The sequence below is a fragment of the Acinetobacter sp. T63 genome, from assembly GCF_053852345.1.
The window spans coordinates 773,211-792,010 of sequence record NZ_CM132659.1 but is presented as its reverse complement, the minus strand read 5'-3'; the positions used below and the strand labels follow the sequence as shown (position 1 = coordinate 792,010).

Genomic DNA, 18,800 nt, shown 5'->3' with positions numbered 1-18,800 from the left:
ATAGCGCTTTCATGTTGCAAGCTGCCGGTTTTTTGTGCCATCAGGCCTGATTCACCGAACCCATGCTTTTGTTACTCAAGCTTACTAAATAAAGCATTATGCGCCTTCTCTCACGGCGCGAATTGCCGCTACTATGCAATTATCCTGAATATGCTCTAGCATCTGAATTAATTTAAGATAAAATAAACCCGTCTGATTTTTTGCATTGCAAAATAAGATTTTATCAAGTCGTATGCGTATTACTTTTTATACTTGAGCCAGTCGGCAGTACTTTTTAGTATCAGAATGCACCGCTGCCCGATCACCATAATTACAAGCGGCAGCCCGTGTATTCAAAACCCTATAGGAATAGGACGTAAATTAATGAAATCTTTTAAAATTGCCCTTGCACAGTTCTCTCCATACATTGGCAATCTCGAAGCAAATGCGCAAAAAATGCTTGAACAAGCAAATGAAGCGAAAAAACAACAGGCTGACCTGATCATTTTCCCAGAGCTTTCTCTGATTGGTTATCCAGCAGAAGATTTGCTGTTACGCCCAAGCCTCAAAAAACGCACGCAAAAGGCCTTTGAACAGCTCAGCCAGATTAAAGACATCGTCGTGGTATTTGGTTTTGTCAATGAAACTGAAGATGGCCAGCGTTATAACTCGGCTGCGGTAATGAAAGATGGCCAGATTCTGGGTATTTATAACAAGCAGAATTTACCGAACTACGGCGTGTTTGATGAAAAACGTTATTTTAACGAAGGTCATCAACATCTGGTCTTTGAATACTTGGGGCATAAATTTGGCGTACTGATTTGTGAAGATGTCTGGTCTTTAGCCACTGTACAGCAACTGGCCCAGCTGAATGTAGAAACCGTGCTGGTGCTGAATTCATCGCCATACGAAGTTGGTAAACCACAGCACCGTATTGATACCATGACTGCGCTGGCCAAACAGCTGAATCTGAACCTGGCCTATGTCAATCAGGTTGGTGGTCAGGATGATCTGATCTTTGATGGCACCAGCTTCCTGATCAGCAAAGACGGTGAACTGGCTTTACGTGCGCCAACCTATCAGGAAGGCCTGTTTGTGGTGGAGTATGAAGCCGAACAGCAGCGCTATAAAACGGGCGAACAGGCGGCAGCCCTCGACACCATGGCTGAAATTTATCAGGGTCTGGTGCTGGCAACACGTGACTATGTACAACGTTCAGGTTTCCCAGGCGTGATTCTGGGTTTATCTGGCGGGATTGACTCTGCACTAACCTTGGCCATTGCGGTTGATGCCCTGGGTGCAGACAAAGTACAAGCGGTGATGATGCCGTATACCTATACCGCGCAAATTAGTGTAGAAGATGCTGCACAGCAAGCCAAAACCATGGGTGTGACCTTTGGCATTGCCGAAATTCACTCGATTGTGAACAGCTTTATGCAAACCCTGTATCCATTCTTTGGCAATAGCCCGGTTGATACCACCGAAGAAAACCTGCAGGCCCGTGCCCGCGGTACGTTGCTAATGGGCTTATCCAATAAATTTGGCAACCTGGTCCTGTCGACTGGTAACAAATCTGAACTGTCAGTCGGTTACTGCACCCTGTATGGCGATATGGTTGGTGGTTATGCAGTTCTCAAAGATGTCTACAAAACCATCGTGTTTGAACTGGCCAAATACCGGAACAGTATAAGCGAACAGCCGGTGATTCCGGAGCGTGTAATTAGCCGTCCGCCATCAGCTGAACTGAGCCCGGACCAGAAAGATCAGGACTCTTTGCCACCGTATGATGTGCTAGATGCGATCCTGTATGCCTATATTGAAGAAGACCTGAGCCAGGACGATATTATTGCCAAAGGCTTTGATCAGGCTGTGGTTGAAAAAGTGGTGCGTCTGGTTGACCGCAATGAATACAAACGCCGTCAGGGCGCAATTGGTCCACGCATTACATCACGTTCTTTTAGCCGTGAACGCCGTTATCCATTAGTCAATGGCTGGAAACCGGGCCTATAAGCCCCTGATCTGATCCATCCTAAAAACCTCAAGCCAGTCTTGGGGTTTTTTATTGTCTGCTGGAATGAGGCTACTTAGAATACGCATCTTCCCCTGCCATCTAAACCGATCCTATATTTTTGAGTTCTACGTCATTCAAAAAAACCAATATCAATGAATCGTCTAGGTTGACTAAAAACAGATAGACAACGGTCTATGTTTAACCCTATGTTCAAGATATGCATGAGCTAAAATTGGATGCAATGGATTTCATATGACACTAAGAAATACCCTGCAGACTTTAGAACAGATTTATCATTATTTAACTGAACGTCCGCATTTTCATCGCTATAGCCAGTATGAGCGCCTGAACGCGTTTTTCGCCGAAATCCATGATACAGGCAGTATCGAGTTTGAAGCTGGGCAGTCTTATCTGTTTAAAGGTATATTTAATGGCAAGCCTAAAGTGATTGATGGTTCTAAAGCGCCAGCCCTTGCGCATAAACAGGAATTCTTAAGCTGGGTACAGCAACAGCTGAATTCCTAAGCCAGCATTTTATTCATCGCTGGTATCTAAATTGCGCGGAGAGTTTGCACAACATTTTTTTGGACTTTTTGAACAGACAAAAAAAGAGACCAAGCTGAGAGCTTGGTCTTTTAAAATGGTGGCTATGACGGGACTTGAACCTGTGACCCCCGCATTATGAGTGCGGTGCTCTAACCAACTGAGCTACATAGCCGTAAACTGTGTGCGCATTATCTAAAGTTCGGACTTTATCGTCAAGATATTTATCTACTCAAATGAACACTGTTTAAGCAAAACATGACGTTTTTATTAATTTTTAACCGGATTTGCAATTTTTTACTTGGGTCAAACCCTTTCGCTGACTATGATGAAACTTTCCAGGATCAATCATTTGAACACAATGCAGTTAAAAATATGGATCAGTAGTCTGCTAGTTGCGACATTATCGGGCTGTCAGCTGGTTGCCCCACTCATGGTGGACTATAACGGGGTACGCCGCGATGTCGCAGAATTTATTAATGGTCATCTCTGGTTCACCATTCCGCAAAAACGCATTCTGGTCGAGTATGCCAAAGGCCAGCAGAAGATTTTAACCGCAGATCGCCTAAGTCCTGAAGCACAACAGGCGCTTGCACAGGAACGCTATGAAGGCCGTTATTGTGCTGCACAAAAAATTGCTGTGTCCAAACTGGATCAGGTCGATGAGAAAATTTTTGTCTATGCCGACCAGCAGCAACGCTGGCAACAGATTCAACAGCTACAGCAGACGCTGAAGCTGGATGTGCAGCAGCTCAACTGCGAGCACAGATTTTAAAGACAAAAAAAAAGATCACATAAGGATGTGATCTTTAAAAATGGTGGCTATGACGAGACTTGAACTTGTGACCCCCGCATTATGAGTGCGGTGCTCTAACCAACTGAGCTACATAGCCGTAAACTGTGCGCGCATTATCTGCTGTAATGTTTATAACGTCAAGCCCTTCTACAGGCTAATTGTACAAAATTTGGTGAAGTGAACCGATAAGCCGGGTTCTGTCGAGAACGATCATTCCTCTAGGCGTACAATCACTCATACGCTCAAGCGACCTACCCGAATCCAGTACGGGCCGTACCTCAGGATTCCTATTTGGTCTTGCTTCTGGTGGGGTTTACCATGCCATGAACTGTTACCAGTCATGCGGTGCGCTCTTACCGCACCCTTTCACCCTTACCTTCGATTTCTTCCGAAAAAGAAACCTGAATGAAGGCGGTCTACTCTCTGCTGCACTTTCCGTCGGCTCACGCCGCCCAGGCGTTACCTGGCACCCTGCCCTATGAAGCCCGGACTTTCCTCCCCTGCTTTAGTCACGGAGACCTCCACAGCAGCGATCGTCTGGTTCACTTCGAGGGCGCATCTTAACAAATAAATGCATTAATTGCTCGTGCTTTTTTGATCAATCAGTTTTTGATACTTTTCCAGCAATTGTTCCTGGGTTTCGACATGATGGGGATCATGCGGAATACAGTCCACCGGACAGAATAACTGACACTGCGGTTTATCATGATGCCCGACACATTCGGTACACAGCGCCGGGTTGATTTCATAAATCAGCTCGCCCATGAAAATAGCCTCATTCGGGCACACAGGTTCACAGACATCGCAGTTAATGCATTCATCGGTAATATATAAAGACACGCTACCAACCTTGTTGATGTTTGCGTTCAAAGGCTTCGACCACGGTTTGCGGTACAAACTTGGTCACATCTCCTTTTAAACGCGCAATTTCACGCACCAGCGTGGATGAAATAAACGAATATTGCTCTGATGGCGTTAAAAATACCGCTTCAAAATTGGTATCCAGCTGACGGTTCATATTGGCCAGCTGAAACTCGTATTCAAAGTCAGACACTGCACGTAAACCACGCAGTACCGCCGTGGCCTGCTGTTCGCGGAAGAAATTCACCAGCAGGCCATCAAAGCCGACAAATTCCACATTGGGTAAATGGCTGAGTGAGGTTTTGGCCAGTTCTACCCGCTCATCTAGAGTAAACACCGGATTTTTATGATGACCAATGGCAATTGCGACCACCACTTCATCAAACATTCTGGCCGCCCGTGTTACTAAATCGATATGACCATTGGTGATTGGATCAAAGGTCCCCGGATAAATCACGCGAGTTTTAGACATCCATTTTTACTCTAGTTGGTTTTGTAGAGCCATATTTTAGCAAAAACTTGATTTATTGGTGAATAAACTCGGCCAATTTCACAAAAATCCTGCGATAGTGCTGTAATTCAGCGCTGATTTTGGAATTGTCAGCATGCCTGTGTTTGGGGCACAATAGGCCTAACGTTGGAAGTGACTCATTATGGCGAAAGCAACTGTAGTTAAAAAAAATACCAGTGGCACGATTGCACAGAACAAACGTGCACGCCACGATTATTTTATTGAAGAAAAATTTGAAGCCGGACTGTCCCTGCAAGGCTGGGAAGTCAAGTCTTTGCGTGCCGGTCGTATGAGCCTGACCGAAAGCTATATCACCTTTAAAAATGGTGAAGCCTTCTTATTTGGCGCCCAAATTCAACCTTTACTGTCGGCTTCGACCCATGTGGTGCCTGAAGCGACCCGTACCCGCAAGCTGTTATTGAACCGCAAAGAAATTGCCAAACTGCTCGGTGCGGTGAACCAGAAAGGTTATTCCTGTGTGCCGCTGGTCTGTTACTGGAAAGGTCCACTGGCCAAACTGGAAATTGCCCTGGTGAAAGGGAAACAGCTGCATGATAAACGTGCCACTGAAAAAGACCGCGACTGGCAGCGTGATAAAGCCCGTTTAATGCATAAATAAGCGCGTTTGAACACAAGTGCTTGATGTAAAAATGCCTCCAACATGGGAGGCATGTTTTATTGCATCATTGGAAAGCAAACTTATTTCTGTTTTAAGCCCACCAGATAAGCGCCAAACTTCACCGCTGTTTCCAGGTCACCTTCTGGCGGGGTAACGTCAACGCTGGCATTGTCAGACTGGGTCATTAGGCCCAGAAAGCTCGACATCCGGTTAATATCATGCGGGCTACGGCCAGTCGGCATAAACGGCAAGCCCGACCATAACATGCCATGCTGCATGGCAAATAAATTGATCTGCTGTAACACCGCCAGCTTGTCACCGCTTAAACCACCACCATTGGTAAAGCCTGCGGCAATTTTGCCCTGCCAGCTTCGTGCCAGCCAGCGCTTTGAAGATTGTTCCATAAACTGTTTCAGCGCCGAAGTCAGACTGCCCATATAGGTCGGACAGCCCATGACCAGAATATCGCTCTGATCCAGCACATCCCAATCGACCTCGCTCACTGCCATTAAATGTACTTCAGCTCCGGCTTTTTCGGCGCCCTGCACAATATGCTGTGCCACCTTGGCGGTATGGCCATAGGGACTATGATACACAACACAGACTTTTACTTGCGACACAGATGTTTGATCAGTAACAGACATGGAAACTTTAAAAACCCAATAATTCAGTCAAGTTTAGCATTGATCAGCGATAAAAACGAATGTTGCCATGCGTCCGGTTTTGGCCTGACGACGATAAGAATAATACTCCTCGGCCTGCCGATAGGTACACTGATCACCACCTAAAATGGTGGTTACCCCCTGCTCGGTCAGGATATAGCGGGCAATCGCATATAAATCGGCATAGAATTTTCCGGCCTGTTTCCCTGCCTGAAAGGCGCTGCTTAATGCGGGATATTTCTCACAAAATACCTGCTTTACTTCGGCCCCTACCTCAAAACACGGCTGGCTAATGGCCGCGCCTAACCAGGCCCAGGTCGGTGGGTGCTGCATGGCGGCAATGGTATTTTCAACAATACCCTGTGCCAGACCTTTCCAGCCGGCATGTAAATTGGCCACTTCAGTGCCATCCTGATTGCCCAGCACAATGGGCAGGCAGTCGGCGGTCATCATCATTAAGGCATGGCCTTTGCGCTGCGTGACCAGTCCATCGCCTTCCGGTGCATTAAAATGCAGCTCATCATTTATCACATGACACAAGGTGCTGTGGGTCTGGTTCATCCAGCTGATTGTATTAACACCGTATTCGGCCAGCTGTTCCAGTAACAGCATACGATGCTGCTGCACCCGTTCCGCTGCATCCTGCACATGCAAGGCCAGGTTAAAACCGGCCAGTTCCGGTACTTGCGCTGGCAAGGCCTGCTGATGCTGAATCCGCGTTTGCGCCACATAAACCTGTGCCGGTAATCCCTGAATAAATTGCATCTCAGCTCCTGTGTTCACTTAAAAGCGGCGTTGAGATCATACTTTCTCAACGCCGCAGAACGGTTTAATAGGCAGCGTTTTCGCTACGCAACACATCCACCAGCTGGCTGAAATCTTCCGGCCACGGCGCTTCAAACATCATGTCCTGTTTGGTACGTGGATGCACCAGCCCCAGTTTGGCCGCGTGCAGTGCCTGACGTTTAAAACCGCGCAAGGTTTCATTGAGCAGCTCGGAGGCTCCAGCCGGCACACGCACACGTGGCATATACACCGGATCGCCAATCAGACCATGACCGATATAGCTAAAATGAACCCGGATCTGATGGGTACGGCCGGTTTCCAGACGCGCCTGAACCCGGGTGAAATGCTGGAAACGCTCTTTCACGTTATAGTGGGTCACGGCGTCTTTGCCGCCCGGAAGCACTGTCATTTTGACACGGTCGACCGGATGGCGCTTGATCGGTTCATCAATGGTGCCGCCGGCAATGATATTGCCATATACCACCACGTCATAAATCCGGTACACCGACTTGTTGGCCAGCTGCTTGCTCAGGTCAAACTGTGCCTCCAGATTTTTCGCCACCACCAGCAAACCGCTGGTGTCTTTATCAATACGATGTACCAGCCCGGCACGTGACAATTCTGCCGATTTTGGATAATGGAACAGCAAGGCATTGACCAGTGTGCCGGTAATATTGCCCGCACCAGGATGCACCACCATGCCAACCGGTTTATTAATCACTAAAATATCATCATCTTCATAGACAATATCTAAAGGGATGTTTTCAGGCTGACTGTTGGTCTGTGCTTCAAGTTCAACATTTAAACTTAACAGTTCATTGCCTTCGCACTTGTACTTTGGTTTGACAGTGTTACCATTCACCAACAAATGGCCATCTTTTAGCCACTGCTTCAGTTTTTCACGTGAAAAATCACTCCAGATGAGGGCTGCAACCTGATCGATACGTTGCCCCAGATAGCTTTCATCCAGTTGAAATTGCAACGATAAACGTGTTGCAGTTGGGTCTGAAGTATGATTATCTGCATCCTCAGAATCATCAAGTAAATTGAAGTCAGTTTCAGGGATGTTGGAATTGGAAGATTGTGCTTGAGACATTTGATCATTCAGACAAAAGTGGTTTAATAGCGCAATTGTAGCTCATTGCCCGTAATAACAGAGGAATTTTTATGTCGCTACCACGTTATAAAATTACCATGCTAGCTCTTTCACTTGGCGTTGCATCTGCAATCGTGGGCTGTAGCAGTAATCCAAAAAAAGAAGTGGTCGATACAGGTCCGCAATCTAGCGAACAAGTTTATATTCAAAAAGCAGAACGAGCACTGGAACGCGGGCAATATACCGATGCTATCCAGCATCTTGAAGCATTAGAAACCTATTATCCTACCGGTGAATATGCCCAGCAGGCACAACTTGAGCTGCTGTATGCAAAATTCCAGCAAAAAGATTATGAAGGTGCAGTCGCACTGGCCGACCGTTTTATCCGGATGAACCCGCAGCATCCAAATGCTGACTATGCCTACTATGTGCGCGGCGTGGCCAATATGGAACAGAACTATGATGGTTTAATCCGTTATACCTCGTTAAAACAGGCGCATCGTGATGTCAGCTATTTAAAAGTGGCTTATCAGAACTTTGTCGATTTCATTCGCCGTTATCCATCAAGCACCTATGCTGTGGATGCTGCACAACGTATGCAGTTTATCGGGCAAGAGCTGGCAGAAGCGGAAATGAATGCGGCACGTTTTAATATTAAACGTAAGGCCTGGGTCGCCGCGGTGGAACGTTCACTCTGGGTAATCGAACATTATCCGCAAACCCCACAGATTCCGGAAGCAATTGCCACCGCAGCCTATGGTTATACCCAACTGGGTGACCGTGCCACTGCACAACAGTATATTGACCTGTTAAAACTGAACTATCCAAATCTGGTTAAAGCCGATGGCTCTGTAAACCTGCGTGCTGCACGGAATGAAGGTAGCTGGTTGAACCATGCGACTTTAGGTATTTTTGGTCGTGAAGCACAGGCCACCACCGAACAGCAGCAAAAACTGGCCAACCAGCAGGAAGAACCACGTAGCTGGACCAACCGTTTAAGTTTTGGTTTGCTGGACCGTCCTGAAAAACAGGAAAACAGTGAAGCGGCCGAGTAAACATAATTAACATCCATGACTGTCTTAAATTTGATTTAAACATTCCATTGGATACGCGGATGTGGCAGGGATGCCACACGTTCCCCATCACAACAAGGATGTTGTGTATGGGGAACAAAGACTTTTGCCTACTTTGGGTCTTTCCAAAGTAGGAAATTCTCCATACAAAGCCCTTAACAGGCCGAAGGGAAATAGAGGCCCGACACACTTAAAATAAAATTTGTCTCTTCCTTTTATTGTCCTAACATAAGTACAGCTTTGAAAAATAGCGAGTAAGGATAGAGCTTTTAACCTGTTTTTCAATTTTGCAAAATATAAAGCATACGTTACTATACTTGCCCTTTTATCTTGGCCACTTGCCTGAACACGCAAAACCGGATAGAAAGGAAACAATACACTGTAATCTCTATACCCTGTCGATCTGTTCGACCTACCGCTTAACCGACCCGATAAAAACAGTATGGCTATTCCTCAACACACGATTGATCAGATTCTGGATCGGACCGACATTGTCGATCTGATTGGTCAGCGCGTGAAACTGAAAAAAACCGGGCGGACCTATTCGGGCTGTTGTCCATTTCATCAGGAAAAAACCCCGTCTTTCCACGTTTATCGCGACAAACAGTATTATCACTGCTTTGGCTGTCAGGCCAACGGCAATGCAATTCGCTTTTTAATGGATATCGACAGCCGTAACTTTGTCGATGTCATGAAAGATCTGGCCAGTCAGACCGGTATCGAACTGCCAAAAGACAATCAGGACAGCAAAAAACTGGTCTATAAACGCGAGGCCAAAAAACCGGCGCCACCGGCCAAAACTGCACCCGCGCCAGTAACACCCACACCGACCGAAACTGATCAAGTCCCTGCTGTACATTTTGATCCTTTTGAGCAGTTCCAGCCAGCAGATGATCCCTTTGCCGGTTTTGAACAATATCCGGATTTTGATCAGGAGCCGATCCAGGAAGGCAACCTGTTTGATCTGCTGGAAAATGTGGCGCAGTTTTATGAACAGCAGTTACCGCACAGCCAGTCGGCACAGCAATATTTTCGCCAGCGCGGTTTAAGCGCACAGACCATCCAGTTCTGGCGTTTGGGCTATGCACCGGAAGACTGGCAGCATCTGGAAAAAGCCTTTCCGCAAGATATTGAAGGTTTAAAACTGCTGGGGCTGATTCGTACCAGCGATTCCGGCCGTGATTTTGACCTGCTGCGGGACCGGGTGATTTTCCCGATCCGCGATCACAAAGGGCGTGTGGTCGGTTTTGGTGGCCGTGCGCTCAATGACGAGATCAAGCCGAAATATATCAACTCGCCCGATTCGGAAGTCTTCCACAAAAACCAGCTGTTATATGGCCTATACGAAGGCCGCAAACAGAAAGCCCAGGACTGGCTGATGGTGGAAGGCTATATGGATGTGATTGCGCTGCAGCAATATGGCATTTATGGCGCCGTGGCAACGCTGGGGACTGCCAGTAATACCGAACACCTGAATATTCTGTTTAAGCAGAACTCGCGCATTACCATTGCCTTTGATGGTGATGCCGCAGGTCAGAAAGCAGCGCGACGTACGCTGGAAATTGCCCTGCCCCTGCTGAATGATGGCCGTGAACTGAAGTTTTTTGTACTGCCGGATGATCATGACCCAGACTCGCTGATCCGCCGTGAAGGTATTGAAAATTTCCGCCGCCTGCTCGATCAGGCACCGCTACTGTCTGATTTTGTGTTTGCGCATTTAAGTCAAAACCATGATATCAGCAAGCCCGAAGGCAAAAGTCAGGTGATGGGTGAGTTAAAACAGCTGACCGAACTGTTACCGAAAACCGGCTCTTACCGTTATCTGCTGCAACAGTTTTTCCGCGAGAAGCTCGGCTTTAACCGCAAATGGCAGCCACATACCAATAATGATGCCTCACTCAGCTTTAGCACCAAGGTTGATGCCGAAGAATATGTGGTGGCGATTCTGATCAACCATCCGTATTTATATATTCATTTTGAACCGTTACGCGCACTGATTCCGGCCGATCAGTTACTGGCCAAAATCCTGCAAATCTTTAACGGAATTTTTGATGAATTACCGGATGACCCAGAACTGGCCAAATACTATGTGCTAGGCGCCTGTGCGGCTTATCACTACGAATTACAGCGCATTTTACAGCAGGCCAATGTCGGCGATTACACCACTTCGCCGGAGAAAGCTGACAAGCTGGCCGAAGATTTTTCCATTAAACTGCAATACCATTTCTTACAGCAAAAAATCCGCTCGAAGAAATTTAGCAGTATTGAAGAAATGCGTAATCTGAAACATCAGATTTATCAGATTGATAAAAAACGTTCCCTGACCTTATTGGAAGAATAAGCGGCGTTAAACACCACGCTGAACCATCACAATGGCTTAGCGTTTAGATTTACGCCGTTTGGCACTGACCTGCTGCAGTTCGCTTTGCAGCATTTCAAAGTATTCCGGATCTTCGGCTTTGGCCGCCTGACGCAGCACAATCGAGGTGGGATGCAGCAATTTCTGGGTCAAACGGTAAGAAAATTCCTGTAACACCTGTGCCGCATTTTCACCTTTGGCAATTCGCGCCATCGCCAGTTGCAGTTCTTCCTGACGTAACGTTTCACCCTGCTCACGATAAGCCTGAATGGTACTGCCGGCACTTTTGACCTTTTGCTGGGTTACCAGTTCGGTCGCCAACTGATTCACCATCACCTCGGCTTCTACCGCGGCCTGACGACGCTGTGCCAGATTCTCATCAATCACGCTTTGCAGGTCATCGACACCGTATAAATACACACCATCTAGTGATTCGACTTTCGGGTCGATATCACGCGGGACAGCCAGATCGACCAGCAACATCTGCTGGTAACGACGCTTTTTCAGCGCGGCTTTGACTTCTTTATAGCCAATCACCTGATGCAGGCTGCCGGTACAGCTGGAAATCACATCGGCGCGATGCAAATGTTCTGCCAGCTGTTCAAATTCAATAATTTCAACCTCTACCCGATGGGCAATTTCCTGGGCCAGATTTTCAGCACGGGCACGGGTGCGGTTGCAGATCATGACCTTGGCCACGCCCATTTCCGCCAGATGCTTGGCCACCAGACTGTTCATTTCACCTGCCGCCACCACCAGCACGGTCAGCTTGTCCGGATGGCTAAACACCTGTAGCGCCAACTGTGCTACTGCATAGCCCATGGACACCGCATGACTGCCGACTGCCGTTTCAGAACGCACCCGTTTGGCCGCATAAAAGGCGTATTCAAAAATATGGTTTAAATCTTGCGAAACCGTGTGGGCATCTTTGGCCAAAGATAAGGCCGATTTGACCTGCCCCAGAATTTGCGGTTCACCGAGCATTAGGGAATCGAGGCCGCTGGCAACGCGCATTAAGTGGGTGACAGCCTGCGCATTTTCATAGCGATAAACGTGATTTTGTAGTTGTTTGACATCCAGACCATTTACCTGGGCGAGCCAGCCCAGCACCGTGTCTGCATGGTCAGACATGGCGTACACTTCAGTTCGGTTACATGTAGAAACCACCACCATGTCATTTAACAGGTGGCTCTGGCTTTGTTCGGCAAGTAATTGAGTTAACTTTTCAGGGTTAAAAGCAATTTGCTCACGCAATTCTACAGAGGCGGTTTGATGGTTGACACCCAATGCAAAGAAAGACATATCAGATCATCATTTCGCTAAATTTATGCTATTGTGCAATAACGGTGTCATAAAAAGCATTACTTGGATCAAGAAAAATTGCGTCAAACAACCAGCCGGCTTAGCGGCGCGACAATTAAGCAATATTCTACCACAATCTTACTCGTGGGTAGCATGGCTTCTAGTGCTCATATTAGAGCATCTGGAGATTTTTTCCATGCACCTACAAATCTGAATGCCATAAAACAAAGCATGGTGGCGGAATTTGCCCTCGCCTCAAATGACGTGGCCACCGCCTTACATAACTATACTGTACTGGCAATTAAAAGTAATTCAACCAGTATTAAACAGCGCGCACTGAATATTGCACTGGAACACAATGACTTAAATGCAGCTTTGGACATTGCCACCCACTGGGTGATTCAGGAACCGGAAGATGTTCCAGCCCTGTTTTATCTGGCGCATATTGCTCTGAAAGCGCATGAATATGACCTGGCCGCTGAAACCCTGGACAAGATTCTGGCCATTGATGCCACTGCCGATTTAGAACAGATTCTGGCCGGTATTGCCCCGGAGTCGCCAGAAGATCGTGAGTTTCTGATTCAGGCACTACGCACCAGCAAAGAAAAAGATAATCCCTCAATTCTGATTCTGATTGCCGGTTTAAAAGCCCAGAATGGCCAGTTAGAAGAAGCGCTGGAAACAGTCAACCGGGTGCTACGCAAACGTCCGAAAGTGACCGGTTATATCCTGCTCAAAGCCAGCCTGCTAAGTGCGCTGCAAGACTCGAAAGCTGCCCAGGAATGGTATGCCAAATCCAGCCGCAAACATAAAAACAATCTGGAAGTACGTCTGGCTGAAGCCAAATATCTGTTAAAAACCAATCAGCCGGAATTGGCCCTGACCAAACTGGAAGCGATGCTGGAAAAATGGCCAAAGGAAGATGAAGCCCTGTTTCTGGCTGGTCTGACCAGTATTGACTTGAAGCAGTATGAAAAGGCCGAGAAATATCTGGTCGAGTTGCGTTATTCCAACCAGTATCAAAATGAAGCCTATTACTATCTGGCGGTCAATGCCGAGCGTAAACAGCATTTTGAAACCGCCAAAGCCTATTACCGTCTGGTCGATGGCAGCCTGTATACCGTTTCGCGGCGCAGCATGATCAATATTTATAGCCAGCAAAGCCGCCAGCATGAAGCCTTACGCTTTTTAACCCAGGAACGGGTCAATTATCCACAGCATGCCAGTTTTTTATATCAGGCTCAGGCGGAAATTCTAAAGCGCATGAACAACAAGACTGCCGCCTTAAGACTGCTGGATGAAGCCATCCGCAATTTACCCGATGATCCGGAACTGCTGTATTCAGAAGTGTTGCTGCTAGACCCTTATCAGGACAAAGACAAACTGGATCGTTTACTGAAAAAGCTGTTACAGGTCGAGCCGAACAGTCCGACTTATTTAAATGCCTATGCCTATACCCTGGCGCTGCAAAACCGCCGGCTGGATGAAGCACGCCAGTATGTGGAACAGGCGCTGGAATTTGCTCCGGAACAGGCCTCAATTCTGGATACTTTAGGCCTGATCAGCTATCTGCAAAATGATTTTGACACCTCTGCCCAGGTGCTGGAAAAGGCTTTTGCCTTAAGTGCAACAGTCAAAATTGGGGTCCGTTATGCCAAGGCGCTGTATATGCAGGGCAATTTGACAAAATTTAGTCAAGTTTTACAACAACTCCAACAAAAATATCCAAATGATCCGCAATTAGAACAGCTTCATTCGTTATTGTTACCGCAACACAGCCCTCAGAGTTAATACGCATGCAACTTATTTCCAAACTCAGTCTTAGTCTTGTCACGGTCAGCACCCTGGTGCTGGGTGGTTGTCAGCAGTTCACCCAACCGCAAACACCCGCAAGCCCAATGGTTGAGGCAGAAAATCAGTTTCATCTGCAAGGAAAAATCGGGGTACGCACACCACAGCAGTCAGGCAGCGCCTTTTTTAACTGGCTGCAACAGCAGGAACAGTTTGATATTGAACTAAGCGGCATTTTAGGCGTCGGTAAAACACAGATTTCCGGCCAGCCGGGACAAGTCACACTGAATAGCGCCAAAACCGGCCCTATTCAGGCAGCAACAGCCGAAGAACTGCTGCAGCGGGCCACCGGCTGGCAAGCGCCAATCAGTCATATCATTGACTGGGTGCAGGCACGTCCGGCCACTACACAAGCCAAAGTCGCTTACGATAGCCAGCGTCGTCCAACCCAGTTTCTAGAAGATGGCTGGACCGTTGATTTAAGCTATAACGAACAGGCGCGTTTGCCAAACCGTTTAATTTTAAAGCAAACATTTGAATCCGGTCAGGAGAACCGTATTACAATGGTGATCCAAAACCGTTAATTTTGTGCTGTCATGATTCGTGTTCCCTCACCTGCCAAACTGAACCTGTTTTTGCATATTACTGGCCGCCGTGAAAATGGCTATCATGAACTGCAAAGCATTTTCCAGCTGATCGATCTCTACGACTGGCTTGAATTTGAGCCATTGGATACAGCCGAGATTCAGATCGACGGTTTAAATTCAGTCGATCTGGAACAGAACCTGATTTATCGGGCGGCGCAGATCTTAAAACCTTTTGCCCAAGCGCCGACCGGTTTAAAAATCCGGCTGGACAAACAGATTCCTATGGGTGCCGGACTTGGTGGTGGCTCATCCAATGCCGCCACCACCCTCATTGTGCTGAACCAACTGTGGCAATGTGGACTCAATTCTGAGCAGCTGGCCGATTTAGGGGTGCAACTGGGCGCCGATGTGCCGATTTTTGTCCATGGCCGCAATGCCTGGGCAGAAGGTATTGGTGAACACTTAACATTCATAGACTTAGAACAAAAACAGTACATAGTGCTAAAACCTGACTGTTTTATCAGCACTCAACTGCTTTTTTCACAAAAAACGTTGACAAGAGATACGAAGCCATCTAAATTTTGCGCCTATCAGTTGAAGCCATCTGATTTCGGAAACAACTTTGAGCCACTGGCCAGAGCCTTATATCCTGAAGTCGATGAAGCCATGCAATATCTGGATCAGTTCGGAGTTGCCAAGCTTACAGGTACAGGTGCCTGTGTTTTTATTGAAGTGACTTCAGAAATGAAGATTGATGAGATTCTGGCTCAGGCACCATGTAAAGCTTACCTGGTCCACAGTTTAGCCGAATCACCATTAATTCATTTCAAAGTTGAATAGGGGTATCGCCAAGTGGTAAGGCAGCGGGTTTTGATCCCGCCATCCGTTGGTTCGAATCCAGCTACCCCTGCCATTTTTCACCTGTAGATGTACTGTATTAGTAGGGGTATCGCCAAGTGGTAAGGCAGCGGGTTTTGATCCCGCCATCCGTTGGTTCGAATCCAGCTACCCCTGCCATCTTACAGTCATCAAATTTAGGGGTATCGCCAAGTGGTAAGGCAGCGGGTTTTGATCCCGCCATTCGTTGGTTCGAATCCAGCTACCCCTGCCATTTTCTCGAAAAAGACAGAGCATTGGTTTGCTGTTCTGCTGTTAATTTACCTTGACATCGACCAGCAAAAATATTAAAGTTCTGCCGCATTAGGGGTATCGCCAAGTGGTAAGGCAGCGGGTTTTGATCCCGCCATTCGTTGGTTCGAATCCAGCTACCCCTGCCATCTATTTCCATACATTCCAACCGCCAAGGGTGCTTCATGCCCAATCTTGTCGTTTTTAGTGGAACTGCGCATCCACAATTCGCCCAAAAAGTCGTAAGCCATCTTCACATTCCTTTAGGTGCTGCCTCAGTCGGTCAATTTTCTGACGGTGAAATTGCTGTAGAAATTACCGAGAATGTACGTGGTAAAGACGTTTTCATCGTTCAGCCTACTTGTGCCCCAACCAATGATAACCTGATGGAAATCCTGGTGATGGCAGATGCATTGCGTCGTGCAAGTGCTGGCCGTATCACTGCCGTGATTCCTTATTTCGGTTATGCCCGTCAAGATCGTCGTCCTCGTTCAAGCCGTGTGCCAATTACTGCAAAAGTGGTTGCAGATATGTTGACCACTGTCGGTATTGACCGCGTGGTGATGATTGACCTGCACGCTGACCAGATTCAAGGTTTCTTCGATATTCCTGTAGACAACATTTACGGTACGCCAGCGCTGCTTGCTGACTTACGCCAGCAGTCACACGACAACCTGATGGTGGTTTCACCTGACGTGGGTGGTGTCGTACGTGCCCGTGCTGTTGCCAAGCAAATGGGGGATATCGACCTTGCGATCATTGATAAACGTCGTCAAAAAGCCAATGAATCACAAGTGATGCATTTGATTGGTGATGTGAAAGATCGTGACTGCGTCATCGTGGATGACATGGTCGATACCGCAGGTACCCTGTGTAAAGCAGCAGATGCACTCAAAACTTTTGGTGCGCGTAAAGTGGTTGCTTATGCTACTCACCCGGTGCTGTCTGGTAAAGCGATTGAGAACTTAAAGAATTCTGTGATTGATGAACTGGTTGTTACTGACACCATTCCATTATCAGAAGAAGCTCAAAACCTTGGCAAGATTCGTCAGGTTTCAGTCGCAAGCATGGTTGCTGAAACAATTCGTCGTATTAACAACGAAGAATCTATTAGCGCAATGTTCGATTCTTATCTATAATAGTGCGCTAAATTTTCAAAAGCCCTGCTTTATGCAGGGCTTTCTATCACCAGATCGGTCGCAGGTCTGGTTTATTTAACCTGAAATAGGATGTCTATCATGGCAAACTTCGTATTAAACGCTCAAGCGCGTGAAGCAGCTAACCAAGGGAAAGGTGCGAGCCGCCGCCTTCGTCACGCTGCTCAAGTTCCAGCTATCATTTATGGTGGCGACGCTGAGCCAGTAGCAGTAACTTTAGAACTTCGTGAGCTTGTAAAAGCTTTAGAAAGCAATGCTTTCTTTGAAGAAGTTGTAGAAATCAAAGTAGGCGACAAAGTTGAAAACGTGAAAATCCAAGCGTTACAACGTCACCCTGCTAAAAACACACCAATGCACGCTGACTTCAAACGCGCATAAGTGTTAATGGTGTAAATTAGTGTCAAATATTTCACTGATTGTTGGTTTGGGCAACCCAGGTGCTGAGTATGCCCAAACCCGCCATAATGCAGGCTTCTGGTTTGTTGAACGCCTTGCAGATCAATATGGCATCTCTTTAAAAGCTGATCCGAAATTCAAAGGCATCAGCGGTCGCGGTAATATTGAAGGTCAGGACGTTCGTCTGCTATTACCAACAACCTTTATGAACCGTTCCGGTCAAAGTGTTGTGCCCTTCGCCAAATTCTATCAAATCGCACCTGAAGCCATGCTGATTGCCCATGATGAACTGGATATGAATCCGGGGATTATTCGCCTGAAAACTGGCGGCGGTCATGGTGGTCATAATGGTTTACGTGACATCGTTCCGCACACCGGTCCAAATTTCCACCGTTTACGCATTGGTATTGGTCATCCGGGGTCTAAAGAACGTGTTTCCGGTCATGTGCTCAGCAAAGCCCCAAGCCAGGAACAAGGCTTGATGGATGATGCTCTCAGCCACGCGCTGTCTCGCATGAAATTACTGGTCAATGGCGAGATTCAGCAAGCCATGAACCAGATCAATGCCTATAAACCCAACGAATAACCTAATAATTGTTGAACAATCCTGCTTGCCATCTGGCAAAATTGGGCGCAAAATGCGCTCGTCGGCTGATTCGGTCGCAGTGATTGATTCAACCATAAGATAAAGATCTTAGGTCCACTAAGGAGACGCTAGCCATGCTATCTCGTTTATTAAAATGCAAAATTCACCGTGCTTTCGTGACACATGCGGAACTTCATTATGAAGGTTCATGTGCAATTGATGGCAAACTTATGGATTTAGCTGGCATTCGCGAATACGAAGAAATTCACGTCTGGAACGTGACCAACGGCAAACGCTTTACCACTTATGCGATTCGTGGTGAAGACAATTCAGGCATCATTTCAGTCAATGGTGGCGCAGCACATCAGGCAGATGTCGGCGATATTATCATTATTGCTACTTTCGGTGATTTCACTGAAGTAGAAGCCAATGCGCATAAACCACGTCTGGTATATGCCAACCCGGACAACACCGTGAGCCACACCGCCAACTGTATTCCGGTACAAGTCGCTTAAGACCTAAGATCATCCTACGAAAAAGCCCGTATATTGAATTGC

19 protein-coding genes, 6 tRNA genes and 1 other RNA gene are annotated in these 18,800 nt (G+C 47.1%); 17 read left to right on the top strand and 9 right to left on the bottom strand.

Translation table 11 applies throughout. From position 1 onward, the window contains the following. Window positions 1-363: 363 nt before the first annotated feature. Complete coding sequence (locus ACVLR6_RS03830; protein ID WP_005176221.1) at window positions 364-1,989, top strand: NAD+ synthase; 1,626 nt, start codon at window positions 364-366, stop codon at window positions 1,987-1,989. A gap of 253 nt (window positions 1,990-2,242) precedes the next feature. Beyond that, the gene (locus ACVLR6_RS03825; protein ID WP_016659913.1) at window positions 2,243-2,515 is read left to right on the top strand and encodes a hypothetical protein; all 273 of its coding nucleotides are present in this window, start codon (window positions 2,243-2,245) and stop codon (window positions 2,513-2,515) included. Window positions 2,516-2,631: 116 nt separating this feature from the next. Here the strand turns inward: ACVLR6_RS03825 and ACVLR6_RS03820 are convergent. Further along, window positions 2,632-2,708: transfer RNA gene (locus tag ACVLR6_RS03820), tRNA-Met, on the bottom strand. A 186-nt stretch (window positions 2,709-2,894) separates the two neighbouring features. Here ACVLR6_RS03820 and ACVLR6_RS03815 point away from each other — a divergent pair. Further along, window positions 2,895-3,308, top strand: a complete 414-nt coding sequence (locus ACVLR6_RS03815) for a hypothetical protein (RefSeq protein ID WP_228148563.1) — start codon at window positions 2,895-2,897, stop codon at window positions 3,306-3,308. A gap of 41 nt (window positions 3,309-3,349) precedes the next feature. On the opposite strand, the gene ACVLR6_RS03810 is transcribed toward ACVLR6_RS03815, so the two are convergent. The 4 genes from ACVLR6_RS03810 to coaD form a co-directional block, all read right to left on the bottom strand. Next, window positions 3,350-3,426, bottom strand: a tRNA-Met gene (locus ACVLR6_RS03810). Window positions 3,427-3,499: 73 nt separating this feature from the next. Then, window positions 3,500-3,878, bottom strand: an RNA gene (gene rnpB, locus ACVLR6_RS03805) — RNase P RNA component class A. 27 nt (window positions 3,879-3,905) lie between these two features. Continuing rightward, window positions 3,906-4,169 carry a YfhL family 4Fe-4S dicluster ferredoxin gene (locus tag ACVLR6_RS03800; protein WP_034597403.1) on the bottom strand — a complete coding sequence of 88 codons (264 nt, stop codon included), beginning with the start codon at window positions 4,167-4,169 and terminating at the stop codon, window positions 3,906-3,908. A 1-nt stretch (window position 4,170) separates the two neighbouring features. Next, window positions 4,171-4,662 carry a pantetheine-phosphate adenylyltransferase gene (gene coaD / locus ACVLR6_RS03795; protein ID WP_005176208.1) on the bottom strand — a complete coding sequence of 164 codons (492 nt, stop codon included), beginning with the start codon at window positions 4,660-4,662 and terminating at the stop codon, window positions 4,171-4,173. A gap of 181 nt (window positions 4,663-4,843) precedes the next feature. On the opposite strand from coaD, the gene smpB reads away from it, so the two are divergent. Continuing rightward, complete coding sequence (smpB, locus tag ACVLR6_RS03790; RefSeq protein ID WP_005176206.1) at window positions 4,844-5,320, top strand: SsrA-binding protein SmpB; 477 nt, start codon at window positions 4,844-4,846, stop codon at window positions 5,318-5,320. Between the two features lie 80 nt (window positions 5,321-5,400). Here the strand turns inward: smpB and ACVLR6_RS03785 are convergent, their stop codons facing one another. The 3 genes from ACVLR6_RS03785 to rluD all read right to left on the bottom strand — a co-directional run bounded on the left by ACVLR6_RS03785 (window position 5,401) and on the right by rluD (window position 7,864). Further along, entirely contained in the window at window positions 5,401-5,964 is a 564-nt protein-coding gene (locus ACVLR6_RS03785; protein WP_104500249.1) for a flavodoxin family protein, read from the bottom strand. A gap of 33 nt (window positions 5,965-5,997) precedes the next feature. Continuing rightward, window positions 5,998-6,747 carry a peptidoglycan editing factor PgeF gene (gene pgeF, locus ACVLR6_RS03780; protein ID WP_005176194.1) on the bottom strand — a complete coding sequence of 250 codons (750 nt, stop codon included), beginning with the start codon at window positions 6,745-6,747 and terminating at the stop codon, window positions 5,998-6,000. A gap of 64 nt (window positions 6,748-6,811) precedes the next feature. Beyond that, window positions 6,812-7,864 (bottom strand): 23S rRNA pseudouridine(1911/1915/1917) synthase RluD, encoded by a 1,053-nt coding sequence (gene rluD / locus ACVLR6_RS03775; protein WP_104470400.1) that lies wholly within the window; start codon window positions 7,862-7,864, stop codon window positions 6,812-6,814. A gap of 71 nt (window positions 7,865-7,935) precedes the next feature. Here rluD and ACVLR6_RS03770 point away from each other — a divergent pair, with 71 nt between their 5' ends. Both ACVLR6_RS03770 and ACVLR6_RS03765 read left to right on the top strand, forming a co-directional pair. Beyond that, the gene (locus tag ACVLR6_RS03770) at window positions 7,936-8,919 is read left to right on the top strand and encodes an outer membrane protein assembly factor BamD (RefSeq protein WP_104488034.1); all 984 of its coding nucleotides are present in this window, start codon (window positions 7,936-7,938) and stop codon (window positions 8,917-8,919) included. A 460-nt stretch (window positions 8,920-9,379) separates the two neighbouring features. Next, a complete protein-coding gene (locus tag ACVLR6_RS03765; protein WP_163146057.1) occupies window positions 9,380-11,278 on the top strand; it encodes a DNA primase in 1,899 nt (632 codons plus the stop codon). 36 nt (window positions 11,279-11,314) lie between these two features. On the opposite strand, the gene hemA is transcribed toward ACVLR6_RS03765, so the two are convergent. Continuing rightward, entirely contained in the window at window positions 11,315-12,598 is a 1,284-nt protein-coding gene (gene hemA, locus ACVLR6_RS03760) for a glutamyl-tRNA reductase (RefSeq protein ID WP_016659909.1), read from the bottom strand. 78 nt (window positions 12,599-12,676) lie between these two features. On the opposite strand from hemA, the gene ACVLR6_RS03755 reads away from it, so the two are divergent. The 11 genes from ACVLR6_RS03755 (at window position 12,677) to panD (ending at window position 18,758) form a co-directional block, all read left to right on the top strand. Further along, on the top strand, window positions 12,677-14,389 hold the full coding sequence (locus ACVLR6_RS03755) for a tetratricopeptide repeat protein (RefSeq protein ID WP_035363052.1): 1,713 nt from the start codon (window positions 12,677-12,679) through the stop codon (window positions 14,387-14,389). 5 nt (window positions 14,390-14,394) lie between these two features. Beyond that, complete coding sequence (lolB, locus tag ACVLR6_RS03750) at window positions 14,395-14,973, top strand: lipoprotein insertase outer membrane protein LolB (RefSeq protein WP_168397300.1); 579 nt, start codon at window positions 14,395-14,397, stop codon at window positions 14,971-14,973. Between the two features lie 12 nt (window positions 14,974-14,985). Then, entirely contained in the window at window positions 14,986-15,816 is an 831-nt protein-coding gene (gene ispE, locus ACVLR6_RS03745) for a 4-(cytidine 5'-diphospho)-2-C-methyl-D-erythritol kinase (protein WP_005176175.1), read from the top strand. Next, window positions 15,815-15,889 (top strand) — tRNA-Gln (locus tag ACVLR6_RS03740). Before ispE ends, ACVLR6_RS03740 begins: the two co-directional genes overlap by 2 nt. A gap of 29 nt (window positions 15,890-15,918) precedes the next feature. Continuing rightward, window positions 15,919-15,993: transfer RNA gene (locus ACVLR6_RS03735), tRNA-Gln, on the top strand. 19 nt (window positions 15,994-16,012) lie between these two features. Further along, window positions 16,013-16,087 (top strand) — tRNA-Gln (locus ACVLR6_RS03730). Window positions 16,088-16,178: 91 nt separating this feature from the next. Further along, window positions 16,179-16,253 (top strand) — tRNA-Gln (locus ACVLR6_RS03725). Window positions 16,254-16,289: 36 nt separating this feature from the next. Beyond that, window positions 16,290-17,243 carry a ribose-phosphate pyrophosphokinase gene (locus tag ACVLR6_RS03720; protein WP_005176171.1) on the top strand — a complete coding sequence of 318 codons (954 nt, stop codon included), beginning with the start codon at window positions 16,290-16,292 and terminating at the stop codon, window positions 17,241-17,243. Between the two features lie 99 nt (window positions 17,244-17,342). Continuing rightward, on the top strand, window positions 17,343-17,639 hold the full coding sequence (rplY, locus tag ACVLR6_RS03715; RefSeq protein ID WP_005176167.1) for a 50S ribosomal protein L25: 297 nt from the start codon (window positions 17,343-17,345) through the stop codon (window positions 17,637-17,639). A gap of 19 nt (window positions 17,640-17,658) precedes the next feature. After that, window positions 17,659-18,243, top strand: coding sequence for an aminoacyl-tRNA hydrolase (pth, locus tag ACVLR6_RS03710; RefSeq protein ID WP_016659905.1), 585 nt, complete (start codon window positions 17,659-17,661; stop codon window positions 18,241-18,243). A 134-nt stretch (window positions 18,244-18,377) separates the two neighbouring features. Beyond that, window positions 18,378-18,758 carry an aspartate 1-decarboxylase gene (gene panD / locus ACVLR6_RS03705; RefSeq protein WP_005176160.1) on the top strand — a complete coding sequence of 127 codons (381 nt, stop codon included), beginning with the start codon at window positions 18,378-18,380 and terminating at the stop codon, window positions 18,756-18,758. Window positions 18,759-18,800: the final 42 nt, after the last annotated feature.

Coding starts and splice junctions, on each gene's coding strand:
- coaD (WP_005176208.1), bottom strand. CDS start 4,662: ATGTCTAAAACTCGCGTGATTTATCCGGGGACCTTTGATCCAATCACC.
- ACVLR6_RS03785 (WP_104500249.1), bottom strand. CDS start 5,964: ATGTCTGTTACTGATCAAACATCTGTGTCGCAAGTAAAAGTCTGTGTT.
- rluD (WP_104470400.1), bottom strand. CDS start 7,864: ATGTCTCAAGCACAATCTTCCAATTCCAACATCCCTGAAACTGACTTC.
- ACVLR6_RS03720 (WP_005176171.1), top strand. CDS start 16,290: ATGCCCAATCTTGTCGTTTTTAGTGGAACTGCGCATCCACAATTCGCC.
- ACVLR6_RS03825 (WP_016659913.1), top strand. CDS start 2,243: ATGACACTAAGAAATACCCTGCAGACTTTAGAACAGATTTATCATTAT.
- ACVLR6_RS03770 (WP_104488034.1), top strand. CDS start 7,936: ATGTCGCTACCACGTTATAAAATTACCATGCTAGCTCTTTCACTTGGC.
- hemA (WP_016659909.1), bottom strand. CDS start 12,598: ATGTCTTTCTTTGCATTGGGTGTCAACCATCAAACCGCCTCTGTAGAA.
- ACVLR6_RS03765 (WP_163146057.1), top strand. CDS start 9,380: ATGGCTATTCCTCAACACACGATTGATCAGATTCTGGATCGGACCGAC.
- lolB (WP_168397300.1), top strand. CDS start 14,395: ATGCAACTTATTTCCAAACTCAGTCTTAGTCTTGTCACGGTCAGCACC.
- ACVLR6_RS03830 (WP_005176221.1), top strand. CDS start 364: ATGAAATCTTTTAAAATTGCCCTTGCACAGTTCTCTCCATACATTGGC.
- ispE (WP_005176175.1), top strand. CDS start 14,986: ATGATTCGTGTTCCCTCACCTGCCAAACTGAACCTGTTTTTGCATATT.
- pgeF (WP_005176194.1), bottom strand. CDS start 6,747: ATGCAATTTATTCAGGGATTACCGGCACAGGTTTATGTGGCGCAAACG.
- rplY (WP_005176167.1), top strand. CDS start 17,343: ATGGCAAACTTCGTATTAAACGCTCAAGCGCGTGAAGCAGCTAACCAA.
- ACVLR6_RS03815 (WP_228148563.1), top strand. CDS start 2,895: ATGCAGTTAAAAATATGGATCAGTAGTCTGCTAGTTGCGACATTATCG.
- panD (WP_005176160.1), top strand. CDS start 18,378: ATGCTATCTCGTTTATTAAAATGCAAAATTCACCGTGCTTTCGTGACA.
- smpB (WP_005176206.1), top strand. CDS start 4,844: ATGGCGAAAGCAACTGTAGTTAAAAAAAATACCAGTGGCACGATTGCA.